The sequence below is a fragment of the Bradyrhizobium sp. Pha-3 genome (genome assembly GCF_042258615.1).
Taxonomy (GTDB): Bacteria; Pseudomonadota; Alphaproteobacteria; order Rhizobiales; family Xanthobacteraceae; genus Bradyrhizobium.
Genome location: NZ_CP170152.1, coordinates 4,221,944 through 4,234,035 on the forward strand (window position 1 = coordinate 4,221,944; position 12,092 = coordinate 4,234,035).

12 protein-coding genes are annotated in these 12,092 nt (G+C 65.0%); 11 read left to right on the forward strand and 1 reads right to left on the reverse strand.

The genetic code is table 11. The annotated features are described in order from the left end of the window. The first annotated feature begins 2 nt into the window (after positions 1 to 2). The 8 genes from arcC to ACE10Z_RS19990 all read left to right on the forward strand — a co-directional run bounded on the left by arcC (position 3) and on the right by ACE10Z_RS19990 (position 9,779). A complete protein-coding gene (gene arcC, locus ACE10Z_RS19955) occupies positions 3 to 962 on the forward strand; it encodes a carbamate kinase (RefSeq protein WP_375789430.1) in 960 nt (319 codons plus the stop codon). 230 nt (positions 963 to 1,192) lie between these two features. After that, positions 1,193 to 2,791, forward strand: coding sequence for an acyl-CoA synthetase FdrA (fdrA, locus tag ACE10Z_RS19960; protein ID WP_375789431.1), 1,599 nt, complete (start codon positions 1,193 to 1,195; stop codon positions 2,789 to 2,791). Next, complete coding sequence (locus tag ACE10Z_RS19965) at positions 2,791 to 4,236, forward strand: DUF1116 domain-containing protein (protein ID WP_375789432.1); 1,446 nt, start codon at positions 2,791 to 2,793, stop codon at positions 4,234 to 4,236. Before fdrA ends, ACE10Z_RS19965 begins: the two co-directional genes overlap by 1 nt. 101 nt (positions 4,237 to 4,337) lie before the next feature. Next, positions 4,338 to 5,327 (forward strand): BMP family protein, encoded by a 990-nt coding sequence (locus tag ACE10Z_RS19970; RefSeq protein WP_375789433.1) that lies wholly within the window; start codon positions 4,338 to 4,340, stop codon positions 5,325 to 5,327. Between the two features lie 2 nt (positions 5,328 to 5,329). Beyond that, a complete protein-coding gene (locus ACE10Z_RS19975) occupies positions 5,330 to 6,883 on the forward strand; it encodes an ABC transporter ATP-binding protein (protein ID WP_375789434.1) in 1,554 nt (517 codons plus the stop codon). A 13-nt stretch (positions 6,884 to 6,896) separates the two neighbouring features. Continuing rightward, positions 6,897 to 7,985, forward strand: a complete 1,089-nt coding sequence (locus ACE10Z_RS19980) for an ABC transporter permease (protein ID WP_375789435.1) — start codon at positions 6,897 to 6,899, stop codon at positions 7,983 to 7,985. Beyond that, positions 7,982 to 8,905 carry an ABC transporter permease gene (locus ACE10Z_RS19985; RefSeq protein ID WP_097674258.1) on the forward strand — a complete coding sequence of 308 codons (924 nt, stop codon included), beginning with the start codon at positions 7,982 to 7,984 and terminating at the stop codon, positions 8,903 to 8,905. Before ACE10Z_RS19980 ends, ACE10Z_RS19985 begins: the two co-directional genes overlap by 4 nt. A 58-nt stretch (positions 8,906 to 8,963) precedes the next feature. Beyond that, positions 8,964 to 9,779 carry a cysteine hydrolase family protein gene (locus ACE10Z_RS19990; RefSeq protein WP_375789436.1) on the forward strand — a complete coding sequence of 272 codons (816 nt, stop codon included), beginning with the start codon at positions 8,964 to 8,966 and terminating at the stop codon, positions 9,777 to 9,779. Positions 9,780 to 9,869: 90 nt separating this feature from the next. Here ACE10Z_RS19990 and plsY read toward each other — a convergent pair whose 3' ends face one another. Then, positions 9,870 to 10,550, reverse strand: coding sequence for a glycerol-3-phosphate 1-O-acyltransferase PlsY (gene plsY, locus ACE10Z_RS19995; RefSeq protein WP_375789437.1), 681 nt, complete (start codon positions 10,548 to 10,550; stop codon positions 9,870 to 9,872). A 186-nt stretch (positions 10,551 to 10,736) separates the two neighbouring features. Here plsY and ACE10Z_RS20000 point away from each other — a divergent pair, with 186 nt between their 5' ends. The 3 genes from ACE10Z_RS20000 (at position 10,737) to ACE10Z_RS20010 (ending at position 12,087) form a co-directional block, all read left to right on the forward strand. Next, entirely contained in the window at positions 10,737 to 11,252 is a 516-nt protein-coding gene (locus ACE10Z_RS20000; RefSeq protein WP_375789438.1) for a GNAT family N-acetyltransferase, read from the forward strand. A gap of 107 nt (positions 11,253 to 11,359) precedes the next feature. Continuing rightward, positions 11,360 to 11,815, forward strand: a complete 456-nt coding sequence (locus tag ACE10Z_RS20005; protein WP_375789439.1) for a cupin domain-containing protein — start codon at positions 11,360 to 11,362, stop codon at positions 11,813 to 11,815. 89 nt (positions 11,816 to 11,904) lie between these two features. Continuing rightward, positions 11,905 to 12,087, forward strand: coding sequence for a hypothetical protein (locus tag ACE10Z_RS20010; protein ID WP_231168917.1), 183 nt, complete (start codon positions 11,905 to 11,907; stop codon positions 12,085 to 12,087). The last annotated feature ends 5 nt before the right edge of the window (positions 12,088 to 12,092 follow it).

A 12,092-nucleotide genomic window follows, 5' to 3' on the forward strand; every position in this document is an offset into this window, starting at 1 on the left:
AAATGCGTACACTCAATGACGTGCCGCGCCGCCTGGTGGTCGCGATCGGTGGCAATGCGGTTCACCCCGAGGATATCAGGGGCACTTCCCAGGAGCAGAAGTCGGTCGCGCAGATCACTGCGGAAGCGCTGCTGCCGCTCGCGCAACTCGACAATGAGCTCGTCATCACGCATGGCAACGGCCCGGTCGTCGGCAAGATCATGATGCGCCAGATGCTGACGATGAGCCGAATCCCGCCGATGGACATGGACATCTGCGTCGCGCACAGCCAGGGCGGCATCGGCTATCTCCTGATGCAGGCGATCGAGAATGCGCTGCGCGAACAGGGCAACCAGCGACATGTGGCAAGCCTGCTGACCCAGGTAGAGGTGGACAAGGACGATCCCGCATTCAAGAATCCGACGAAGTTCGTCGGACCGTTCTTCTCCGAGGACGAGGCAAAGAAGATCAGCGCGGAGCTCAATTGGGCGATGCGTGAGGATTCAGGGCGCGGCTGGCGTCATGTCGTGCCGTCGCCGAAGCCCAAGCATGTCTGCGACATCTCGCTGGTCGACGCATTGGTCAAGCGGGGGACGATCGTCATTGCGGGAGGCGGGGGCGGCGTTCCCGTGGTTCGTGATGCGAAGGGCGTGCGCACCGGCGTGCCGGCGGTCATCGACAAGGATCTGACATCCGCGCATATCGCGAATGTGCTTGGTATCGAAGAGTTGCTGATCCTGACCGCGGTCCCGCGCGTTGCGGTGAATTTCGGCAAGCCGAACAAGAAGGATCTGGATCAGGTCAGCCTTGAGGAGATCAAGGTCTACCACCGTGAGGGACATTTTCCTCCGGGAAGCATGGGACCAAAGGTCGATGCGGCGATCCGGTTTCTCGAGGGCGGCGGCAAGCGTGCGATCATCAGTCACCTCGATTGCGCCATGGCGGCGCTGCGGGGCGAGACAGGGACGCACGTCGTTCATTAGCTACCGGGATTGGCGCCTCGGCGGGACATTCGCCCGCGCCAATCTGCCTTCGAGTGCGAGCAAGATGGCCGCCCGATCTTGACGGCTGCAATGGCGCCCGCGCTCACCGAGTTGAAGCAGTTGAGGCGCGTCGGCGCCTCACTGTGATCAGGCAATCGAGCTGGCCGCTGGCTCAAGCTCAAGCTCAAGACAAACAAGCAGCCTGCGGGATTCAAGGGAACGACAAGGCGATGGCCATTCAATCCAGCATAAGGGCGAACCTGTACAAGGATTCCGTGTCGTTGATGCGGATTTCCCAGGTCACGGTCGCGCGGACCGGCGTGCAGCGGGTCACGCTGCTGATGGGAACGCGCAGCAACAAGGAGTTCCTGCAGCAGGCCGGGCTGATGAGCCCGGCGCTCGAGGGCGCCAAGCCGGGCGATATCATGATCGTTGTGGCGGACGATGCGCCCGAAAAGCTTGCAGCCGCGGAGCGCGAGATTCACTCCCTGATCGCCGGCGAAGAACCGAAGGGCGGATCGACTGAAGCCGCGGCGGAAGCGCCGCCGCGCTCGATCTCCGGAGGCGTCGCGATTGCCGATCATGCCGACCTCGCATTGATCTCGGTGCCGGGCCCCTATGCCGCGGCGGAAGCCTTGAAGGCGCTGCGCCAGGGCCTGAACGTATTGGTGTTCAGCGACAACGTGCCGATCGAACAGGAGCAGGCCATCAAGCGCGTTGCGGCGCAGAAGGGCCTGCTGGTGATGGGACCGGATTGCGGCACGGCCATCATCAATGGTGTGCCGCTTGGATTTGCCAACGTCGTTCGGCGCGGCGCGATCGGGCTCGTCGGCGCGTCGGGAACCGGCCTGCAGGAGGTGATGTGCCAGATCCATCGTCATGGCCAGGGCATCTCGCAGGCGATCGGCACCGGCAGCCACGACGTTTCAAGCGAGGTCGGCGGCATCACGATGCTGCAGGGCCTGGAACTGTTGGCCGCCGACGCGCAGACCAAGGTTGTCGCCATCGTTTCCAAGCCTCCTGCGCCCGATGTGCAGAAGCGGGTGGTCGCGCGCGCCGGCGCGATCGGAAAGCCGGTCGTGATCTGCTTCCTCGGCGGCGAGCCGGCAGCATCCGCCGGCAACGTTCACCGCACATCGTCGCTCGAGGAGACGGCGCGGCTGGCTGTCGCGTTTGCGGGAGCGCGCCAACCCGGGAGTGACGAACAGTCCGTTGAGGCGTCGGCAACGCGGGTGTGTGCGTCGCTGGCGCCTTCGCAGCGCTACCTGCGCGGTCTCTACTCCGGTGGCACGTTCTGCTCGGAAGCCCAGACCATTTGGCAGGCGGCGGGCATTCGTGCCCGATCGAACGCGCCGCTTGCAGGCGCGGAGCGTCTTGCCGACGTGGAAGCGAGCCACGGACACACGGCGATCGATCTGGGCAGTGACGAATTCACGGTCGGGCGTCCGCACCCGATGATCGACTATGGCGTGCGGATCGAACGGCTGCTGAAGGAAGCGGGCGATCCGACCGTTGCCTGCATCGTTCTGGACGTCGTGCTCGGCTACGGCAGCCACCCCAATCCGGCCGAGATCCTGGCTCCGGCGATCCGCCGGGCGAAGGCCGCGGCGCGAGCGCAGGGGCGGGAGCTTCCCGTGCTCTGTTTCGTCTGCGGCACGGATTCAGATCCGCAGCCCTACGAGACCCAGAAAGCCATGTTGGCGGATGCCGGCGCGGAGATTGTCGGCAGCAGCACGGGCGCCGCCCGTTCCGCGCAAGCTATCGCGAGCCGCATGGCCGCGGCCGACAACGCCACTGGGCGCCGCGTGATGCAAGGTGGAGAACGATGATGAACGCAGCCCCTTCCGCGCTCCAACACAAGACTTCCGTCATCAGCCTCGGCGCCTCCGGCCTCGATCGCGGTGTCGAAAGCAGCGGGGCCCCGCTGGTGCGTCTGCAGTGGCAGCCGGTCGGCGACGGAAGTCCCGAGGTCGCATGGAGCCTCGCGCAACTGGTTGGCGACGCCGGTGATGCCGACTGCCTGGGATCGCGGATCGATCGCGCCAATGCGGAAGTGCTCGAGCGCATCCTGACTGCGCAGCCGGTCTGGGTCGACGTCGCGGCGCACGCATCCGAGGTCTGGCCGGACATGGGCCGGACGCTGCTCCATGCCGGTCCGCCGATCGGCTGGAACGACATGTGCGGCCCCATGAAGGGGGCGGTCGTCGGCGCAATCCTCTACGAGAAATGGGTGGCGACCCAGGCGGAAGCCGAACAACTCGTCGCGGCAGGCGGCATCCGCTTCGCACCGTGCCATGAATTCGGCGCGGTCGGGCCGATGACCGGGATCATCTCGCCCTCGATGCCGCTCTTCGTGGTCCAGAACCAGACCACCGGCAATCGCGCCTATGCGCCGATGATGGAATCCGGCGGCGCCAAGACATTGCGGTTCGGCGCTTTCGCGCCCGAGGTGATCGAGGGCCTCAAGCTGATCGAGAACGTGCTGGCGCCATGTCTGAAGGCCGCGGTTGCCGGCATCGACGGCGGATTGCCGTTGAAGCCGCTGATGTCGCAGTCGCTGCACATGGGCGACGACGTCCACAACCGCAACACGGCGGCGACCCTGCTGCTGTATCGCGCCGTCACCGAATCGCTGCTCAAGTCCTCGATCTCGCGCGACATCGTTCACGAGACGCTGCGGACGATCGGGGCGGACGACATGTTCTTCCTCAGCCTGTCGATGGCGGCGTGCAAGGCGACCATGGATGCCGCGCACGGCGTGCCGTTCAGCAGCATCGTCACCGCGATGGCGCGCAACGGCGTGAATGTCGGGATCAGGGTCAGCGGGCTGAACGGGCAATGGTTTGTCGGTCCGGCCGATATCCCGGTCGGCTTGTTCCTGCCCGGCTTCAGCGATGCCGATGCCAATCCTGATATCGGCGACAGCGCGATCACCGAGACCGCCGGCCTCGGCGCGTTCGCGATGGCGGCGGCTCCGGCGATGGTCCAGTTCGTCGGCGGCACGCCGCAGGACGCCCTGCGTTATTCGCGCGAGATGGCGCACGTCACGATCGGCCGCAATCCGGGTTTCACCTTGCCGATGCTCGACTTCATCGGAGCGCCGGTCGGCATCGACATCCGCAAGGTCGTGGATGAGAGCATGCGGCCGGTCATCAACACCGCGACGGCGCACAAGGAGCCGGGCATGGGGATCATCGGCGCCGGCGTCGTGCAGGCTCCGATGAAGTGTTTCGTCGACGCCGTCGGAGCGCTGGCGACGACGGCGGCGAGATGACGTTGTTTCGATCTTGAGAACGACGGCGCCGTCGCGCCGCCGATACAAAAAACGCCGCAACAAACAATGCGGCAACAGCGGGAACGAACAGGAGGAAACACATGAACGGTACCCGTCGTGCATTTCTGCAAACAAGTCTGCTCTCGGCAGCCTTCATCGGTTCATCGGGCCGGCTCGCCTTCGCCGACGATGCTGCGAAGCCGCTGCGCATCGGCATCCTCATCCCGGGGTCGCGGGCCGACCATGGCTGGATGGAGTCGGCCTACAACGGCATGAAGGCGGCCGAGCAGCGCCACGGCAAGAAGGTCGTGATCACGTCGATCGAGAACGTCAAGTTCGCCGACATGGAGCAGGCGCTGGTCACGCTCGCGACCAAGAACGACATGGTGATCGGCGCCGCGGGGCAGACCCAGGCATCGGTGCTCAAGGTCGCCAAGCGATTCCCGAAGGTGAAGTTCTCCATCGTCGGCCCGACCGGACAGCCGACCGAGAACGTCGCGCAATACGACGTGCTGCAGGCCCAGATCGGCTTCATCGCCGGCGCGGTCGCCGCGATGATGTCGAAGAACGGTGCGGTGAGCTACGTCGGGGGGCTTGAAATCCCGGCCATCGTCAACACCGGAACGGAGTTCGCGAACGGCGCCAAGCACGTCAAGCCGGACACCAAATGCTTCGTGACCTACACCGGCGACTTCGACGACGTCGCCAAGGCGAAGGAAGCGACCCTTGCCGCGATCGCGCAGGGGGCCGACGTCCATTACAACATCCTCAATCTCGGCGTGCGCGGAATGGAGCAGGCGGCGCGCGAGAAGGGCACCAGGATGATTGGGAGCTATACCAACTACTGCTCCGACAACAATCCGCTCTACATCGCCTACACGGTCAGCGGCATCGGCTTCATGGTCGAATATGCCATCGACCAGGCCGTCGCCGGAACGTGGCACCCGGAGTACAAGCAGTTCGGCCTCGCCATGGGGCCACGCTCGGCCGACATCGAAATCTGCGCCGGCGCGACGCCCGAGATCCAGGCCAAGATCAAGGAGCTCAAGGACGACCTGCTGTCGAACAAGATCAAAGTCAAGGTGGGCTGACCGTGGCTCTTCTCGAACTGTCTGGCTTGACCAAGCGCTTCGGGGCTTTCACCGCGCTCGACGACATATCGCTGCTGATCGAGCGCGGCGAGGTGCACTGCCTGCTCGGCGAGAACGGCGCCGGCAAATCGACATTGTGCAATCTGGTGTTCGGGGTGTACCGGCCGGATGCCGGCACGATGATGCTGGGCGGAGAGCCGTTCGATCCGCGCGGCCCGGCGGAGGCGCTGCAGCGCGGCGTCGTGATGGTGCATCAGCACTTCAGCCTGGTGCCCAACATGAGCGTCGCCGAGAACCTGATGCTCGGCCGTGCCAGCGCGGTGCTGAAGCCGCAAGACATCATCGTGCGGATGGAGCAGCTCGCTGCGGAATACGGGCTCGAGATCGACCCGGAGGCGCGGATCGACGAGCTTTCGGTCGGCGAGCGGCAGCGGGTCGAGATCATCAAATGCCTGCTCGGCGATCCGCAGCTGCTCGTGCTCGACGAACCGACGGCCGTGCTGCAGCCCGACGAAATCGACGCGCTGCTGGCGATCTGCCGCCAGGTGGCGCTGCGCGGAAAGTCCGTGATCCTGGTGACGCACAAACTCGGCGAAATCAGCCGTGTGGCCGATCGCACGACGGTGCTGCGGCAGGGCCGGATCATCGAGACCGTCGCGATGGAGGGCGCCGACATCCGATCGCTGGTGCGCTCGATGGTCGGCCGCGACGTCCAGTCGGCAGGTTCGGTGCTCGCCGCCGCGGTCGACATCGAAGGCAAGACGCCGGCGAAACCCACAGACGCGGCCGGTCCGGTGTCGCCGGGCGAGGCGGTGCTGCAAATCTCGGACCTCGTCTATCGCGACCCGCATGGCGTGCCGCGGCTCGACGGCCTGAGCCTCACGGTCGGTACCGGTGAAATCGTCGGCATTGCGGGCGTCGAGGGCAACGGCCAGACCGAGCTCGGACTGATCCTGGCCGGGCTCGCCTCGCCAAGCGCCGGCGCGATCGTCGTCGGCGGGACACCGGTCGCCGGTTGCACGCCGCAGGAGATCACGGATGCGGGTGTCGGCATCGTTCCCGAGGATCGCCATGCGGTGGCCTGCATCAGGGAATTGTCGGTGGCCGAGAACCTGTTTCTCGGCGCGATCGGAAAGTTCAGCCGGTTCGGCCTGCTCGACAAGTCGGCGCGGCGCAAGGCGGCCGAGGCGATCATGCGCGATTTCGACGTGCGGGCGAGCAGCCCTGATGTTTCGATGGCGAGCCTCTCCGGCGGCAACCAGCAGAAGGCGGTGCTTGCACGCGAGCTTTCGCTCGATCCGCTGGTGTTCCTGCTCGCTGCGCAACCGACGCGCGGCCTCGACGTCGGTGCGATCGAGGCCGTCTACAATCGGATCCGTGCTGCGCGCGATGACGGGCTCGGGGTGCTTCTGATCTCCAGCGAGCTCGAGGAGCTGATGGCGGTGTCGGACCGGATCGCGGTGATCTACCGAGGAAAGCTGGTTGGCGAGCTCGCCGCCGGGTCGTTCAGCCGCGAGGCGATCGGAGCGATGATGTCGGGGCATGCGCATGTCTAGGTTGGCCATGGTTATGAAAAATCCGAAGCTCGCGCGGGTCGCAAAGGGCGCGAGGCTCGAGCTTGTGCCGTTGCAGGTTCTGGTTCCGGTGATATCGACCATTATCGCGCTCGGGATCGGCCTGCTCATCATCGCCGCCACGGGTGCGTCCGTCCTCGAGGCGATCGAAGCCTTCTGGGACGGCATGGCCGGAAGCGATTTCAACATCGGTGCCTCGATCAATCGCGCCATCAGCCTCGCGCTGGTCGGTCTCGGCTTCATCTTCGCCAGCCGTGCCAACCTGACCAATGTGGGCGGCGAGGGGCAGATCGCGATGGGCGGCATGTTCGCGACGGCCGCGGCCCTCCATGGCGCCGGCGACCTGCCGTTGGGACTGGCGTTCATCGTGCCGCTCGCCGTCGGGACCATCGCCGGAGCCGTCTGGGGCGGCCTGGCGGGCTTCCTCAAGGCTGCGCGCGGCACCAACGAGGTCATCAGCACATTGCTGCTCAGCTTCATTGCGCTGCCGCTGGTGTACTGGTCCGTCGAGTCCTTTCACCTGCTGCGCAAGCCGATCAGCGACGTGTCGTCGCTGCCGGAATCGGCGGAGATTCCTGACACGACCAAGCTGCCGCTGCTGTTCCCCGACAATGGATCTCCGCTCCATATCGGTCTGCTGATCGCGGCGATCGCGGTCGTCGTGGTGTGGCTGGTGCTCAAGCACAGCACGCTCGGTCTGCGCCTGCGTGCCGTCGGCTTGAATGCGACGGCCTCCCGCCGTGCGGGCATGCGGACGAGCTTCTACGTCATCCTGGCCATGACGGTCTCCGGCGGCCTGGGCGGTCTCGGCGGCGCGATCATGATTCTCGGCCAGCAGTTCTATCTGACGAGCGATTTCTCGTCCGGTTACGGATTTGACGGCCTGGTGGTCGGTCTGCTGTCGCGCGGCTCGGCCGCCGGCGTGGTGATCGGTGCGTTGCTGTTCGGCTTCCTGCGATCGGGATCGATCAACATGGAAATATCGGCGCACGTCCCGTCCGCCGTCGTTCTGATCTGCCAGGGCCTGATCGTCATTGTCATTGCAGGCTCCGCAATCCTCACCAACCGAAAGGTGACCCGATGATTGACGAACAAATGGCCGTGTTCATCGGTTCCGGACTGCGCCTCGCGGTTCCGATCATCTTCGCCGCAACCGGCGAGATGCTGAGCGAGCGCGCCGGCGTGCTCAATCTCAGCCTCGATGGCATGATGCTGATGTCGGCCTTCACCGCCGCGCTGGCCTCGTGGGCGACCGGCTCGCCGCTGCTCGGCGTGGCGGCCGGCGTCTTGGTCGCGATGGCGGTCGCCGCGGTCCAGGCGGTGCTGAGCGTGACCTTGCGCGCAAATCAACTGGTGGTGGGGATAGGGTTCAACATCCTGGCGCTTGGATCAACGACGTTCCTCTACCGGGAGATCTTCGGGCCGCTGTCGCGCGATCCGATTCCAGGCTTCGCGCAGCTCAATCTGCCGTGGCTCGCGCATATCCCGGTGATCGGACCGGCATTGGCGAACCAGACCGGTCTTGCCTATGTCAGCATCCTGATGGTCGTCGTGACGTGGTTGATCCTGAAGTACACGTCGTTCGGGCTGGCAGTACGGGCGGTCGGCGAGGATCCGCGCGCCGCGGACAAGGCCGGCATCAGCGTAGCGAAGACCCGCTATCTCGGCGTGCTTTACGCCGGCATCCTGGCTGGCCTCGGCGGCGCGTTCATGTCGGTTGCGGACAGCAACACGTTCACCGAGAACATGACCAAGGGTGCAGGCTATCTTGCGATCACGGCGGTGATCTTCGGCGGCTGGAATCCCTGGTACACGCTGGCGGCGTGCCTGCTGTTCGGCTTCGCGACCGCGCTGCAATTCCTGGTGCCGGCGCTGCAACTCGATGTGCCGGTCGCGCTGCTGTTGCTGCTGCCGTACTTGCTGGCGCTGGTCGCCATCGCGGGCTTCGTCGGAAAGAGCAGACAGCCCTCGGCCCTGACCATTCCGTTCGAGCGCGGCGGCTGATCGCAACAGACTTCAAGAAAACATAGGCAAGAAAACATAGCCAAGGGAGGACAATCCGATGACGAGTTCCAATTTAGCAAAGTCCGCGGAAGCCGCCGCGCCCAACACCGCCAATCCTCTTGGATCTGCTCCCGGCTACAAATGGCTGGTCGGCGACAACAACGTCAACATGGCGATGGCGCCGCCGCCGCCCAAGGCGGTCACGATCGACGCGCAGCCTCAGACGGTGACGGTTGATCTGCACCGCACCGTTCTCATCGTCGTCGACATGCAGAACGACTTCTGCGCGAAGGGGGGATGGGTCGACCATCTCGGCCTTGACCACACGCCGGATCGGGCGCCGATCGAGCCGCTGCAGAAGCTTCTCCCGGTGTTGCGGAACGCCGGCGTGCACGTCATCTGGCTGAATTGGGGCAATCGGCCCGATCTCAAGAACATGGCGCCCAACCAGCTCCATCTGTACAAGCCGAAGGGCGTCGGCATCGGTCTTGGCGAGCCGTTGCCGGGTAGCGGCGCGCGTGTGCTGCAGAAGGACAGTTGGGCCGCGGCCGTTGTCGATGAATTGAAGCAGGAGCCCGAAGACATTCACGTCGACAAGTACCGGATCAGCGGTTTTTGGGACACGCCGCTGGACAGCATTCTGCGCAATCTCGGAACCAAGACGATCCTGTTTGCCGGCGTCAACACCGATCAATGCGTGCTGCATTCGCTGACCGACGCGAACTTCCTGGGCTATGGCTGCGTTCTGGTCGAGGACTGCTGCGCGACGACCTCGCCGGGCTACTGCGTCGAAGCGACCTTGTTCAACGTCAAGAAATGCTTCGGCTTCGTGACGCATTCGTCGGACGTTATCGAGGCGATTTCGAAAGTATGACAGACTTGGCACTTTGCCATTGCAGCAGCGGCACGGCACCACCGGTGACGAGCCGCCGGTTGTGACGTCGGGTACCTCGGAGTGCGCAGGTTAGCCTTGCGAGGCGGCTGTCGGTTCCCGTCCGCCTGATCCCAGCCGCGGTTCGGTCCCGGCCAGCAGCCGCTGAACGTTGGCGCGATGGCGCGCGATCACGTAAAGGCCACCTGCAATGACCAGCAGCCGGTAGGGCAACGGCTGTTCCATGACGCAGACCAGCGCGATCGCGGTGAGCGCCGCCAGCATCGAACCAAGCGACACAATCCGGCAAATAGCCAGCACAACGCCAAAGACGAGTGCGGCGCCCAAACCGACCGGCCAGGATAGTGCCAGCAACACGCCGAGCCCTGCTGCGGCGGATTTGCCGCCGGTGAAATTCAACCAGATCGAGCGGCTGTGTCCCAGCAACACGGCAAGCCCGGCCAGGCAGACCGCCCAAGGCACCACGGTTTGCGGATCGGTCGGCGGCGTGACCGGCGGCAATGTCCCGAGCCAGGGATAGAACCAGCGGGCAAATGCGATTGCCCCTGCGCCCTTCAGCACATCGACCAAGAGGACCGCCAACGCGGGCCACTTGCCGAGGGTACGCAATACGTTTGTTGCCCCGGTGGATTTGGAGCCGTGCTCCCGGATGTCGATACCCCTCAGCAGTTTCCCCGCCAGATAGCCGGCGGGTATCGAACCGAGAAGATAGGCGATCGCCAATCCAGCCACACTCGCGATCCAGAATATCATGGACTTCTCCTCGATGCGCCAGTGTCAGGCAAGCGCGATCCGGAGTCTATCTCTATGCGACGGCCGAAGCCGCGGATATGAGAGGTGGATTCGCTTACCCGCTCCAATCCACTATGGAATAGGCCGGCCGCGCGATAGATATTGCGGTCGATCGGCCATGCTGCCGCGACCGAGACAGGACACGGAATGACCACGCACGCCATCGAGATTCGCCGCCTCCTGCCTGCGGACGCCGCCCTCTACCGCGACGTCCGCCTCGAGGCGCTGCGCCTGAGCCCCGAGGCGTTCGGCAGCGCGTATGAGACGGAGAGCGTTCATCCCGTCGGCTGGTTCGCGGAGAGGCTTGCGCACGGCGCGGTGATACTTGGGGCGTTTCGGAGTGATGAGCTGGCCGGCATCGTCGGCTTCTTCACGGCGGATGGGCCGAAACGGCAGCACAAGGGCATGCTGTTCGGGATGTATGTGCGGCAGCAGGCGCGGCGCGCTGGTGTCGGCCGGCTCCTGGTCGATGCCGTGCTCGCGCTCGCCGCGCAATCGGTCGAGGTGGTGCAGCTCGCTGTGGTGAAGGGCAACGAGCCTGCCTGCCGGCTCTACCAGCGCGCGGGCTTTGTCGAGTACGGGCTGGAGAACCACGCCCTGAAGATCGACGGCCGCTACTACGACGACATCCTGATGGCAAAGGACCTGCCCGGGCGCGCCTGACGTCGCACGAGGTGAAGTGTCACAATTCCGGCGGGCCGTTGCGATAGCCGCGCATCCACGCCCAACGTCACGCATTCGTTTGCTGTCATCGCCCCGGGGACGCTGCCATGCCGAAGATCGATCTGACAAAAGTGGGGGAACGCAAGGGCTCCGGCTATCCGGCCGAGTTTGCCGCACCTTGCGCGGAACGAATCCGGCAGCGTCTCGGCGACGTCGGCGGGCTCGCCGATTTCGGCGTCAATCTGATGCGGCTGCCGCCGGGCAACTGGTCGAGCCAGCGTCATTGGCATTCGGACGAGGACGAATTCGTCTATGTGCTCGCGGGCGAGGTGGTGCTGGTGGAGGACGGCGGCGAGACCGTGCTGCACGCCGGCGATTGCGCTGCATTCCCGAAGAACTCCGGCAACGGGCACCACATGATCAACAGGTCGCAGATGACGGCCACCTATCTCGAGGTCGGCTCGCGCTCGCGCGCCGACGTCATCACCTGTGCCGACATCGACATGATAAGCCTGAGCTCCGACGGCCGCTTCCTGCACAAGGATGGCCGGCCGTACGAATAGGTCCAGAACGACAGTCGGCGAAAAATCCGGCGTTGCGGATTGGCCGGCAAAGGACCAATCTTCCAGCGAGGGAGATGCGGTCGCGTGCCATGACGGAATGGTATTTCATCTGGATCGACGGCCCGCGCGGACCCGAGCCGCAGAAATGGTCGTCGGACGCGCTGTGGGGCCAGCTTGCGCGCCAGGACATCATTGTCCGCTTTCCCTTGACGGAGCGCGAAGCCGGGTTGTCGCTCGATCAGCTGGCGCGGCTGCATCCCGTGCCGCAGTGAGCTGC

What these genes read in the sequence shown, in the direction of transcription:
- arcC (WP_375789430.1), top strand. Translation starts at nt 3, where the DNA reads ATGCGTACACTCAATGACGTGCCGCGCCGCCTGGTGGTCGCGATCGGT.
- fdrA (WP_375789431.1), top strand. Translation starts at nt 1,193, where the DNA reads ATGGCCATTCAATCCAGCATAAGGGCGAACCTGTACAAGGATTCCGTG.
- ACE10Z_RS19965 (WP_375789432.1), top strand. Translation starts at nt 2,791, where the DNA reads ATGAACGCAGCCCCTTCCGCGCTCCAACACAAGACTTCCGTCATCAGC.
- ACE10Z_RS19970 (WP_375789433.1), top strand. Translation starts at nt 4,338, where the DNA reads ATGAACGGTACCCGTCGTGCATTTCTGCAAACAAGTCTGCTCTCGGCA.
- ACE10Z_RS19980 (WP_375789435.1), top strand. Translation starts at nt 6,897, where the DNA reads ATGAAAAATCCGAAGCTCGCGCGGGTCGCAAAGGGCGCGAGGCTCGAG.
- ACE10Z_RS19985 (WP_097674258.1), top strand. Translation starts at nt 7,982, where the DNA reads ATGATTGACGAACAAATGGCCGTGTTCATCGGTTCCGGACTGCGCCTC.
- ACE10Z_RS19990 (WP_375789436.1), top strand. Translation starts at nt 8,964, where the DNA reads ATGACGAGTTCCAATTTAGCAAAGTCCGCGGAAGCCGCCGCGCCCAAC.
- plsY (WP_375789437.1), bottom strand. Translation starts at nt 10,550, where the DNA reads ATGATATTCTGGATCGCGAGTGTGGCTGGATTGGCGATCGCCTATCTT.
- ACE10Z_RS20000 (WP_375789438.1), top strand. Translation starts at nt 10,737, where the DNA reads ATGACCACGCACGCCATCGAGATTCGCCGCCTCCTGCCTGCGGACGCC.
- ACE10Z_RS20005 (WP_375789439.1), top strand. Translation starts at nt 11,360, where the DNA reads ATGCCGAAGATCGATCTGACAAAAGTGGGGGAACGCAAGGGCTCCGGC.
- ACE10Z_RS20010 (WP_231168917.1), top strand. Translation starts at nt 11,905, where the DNA reads ATGACGGAATGGTATTTCATCTGGATCGACGGCCCGCGCGGACCCGAG.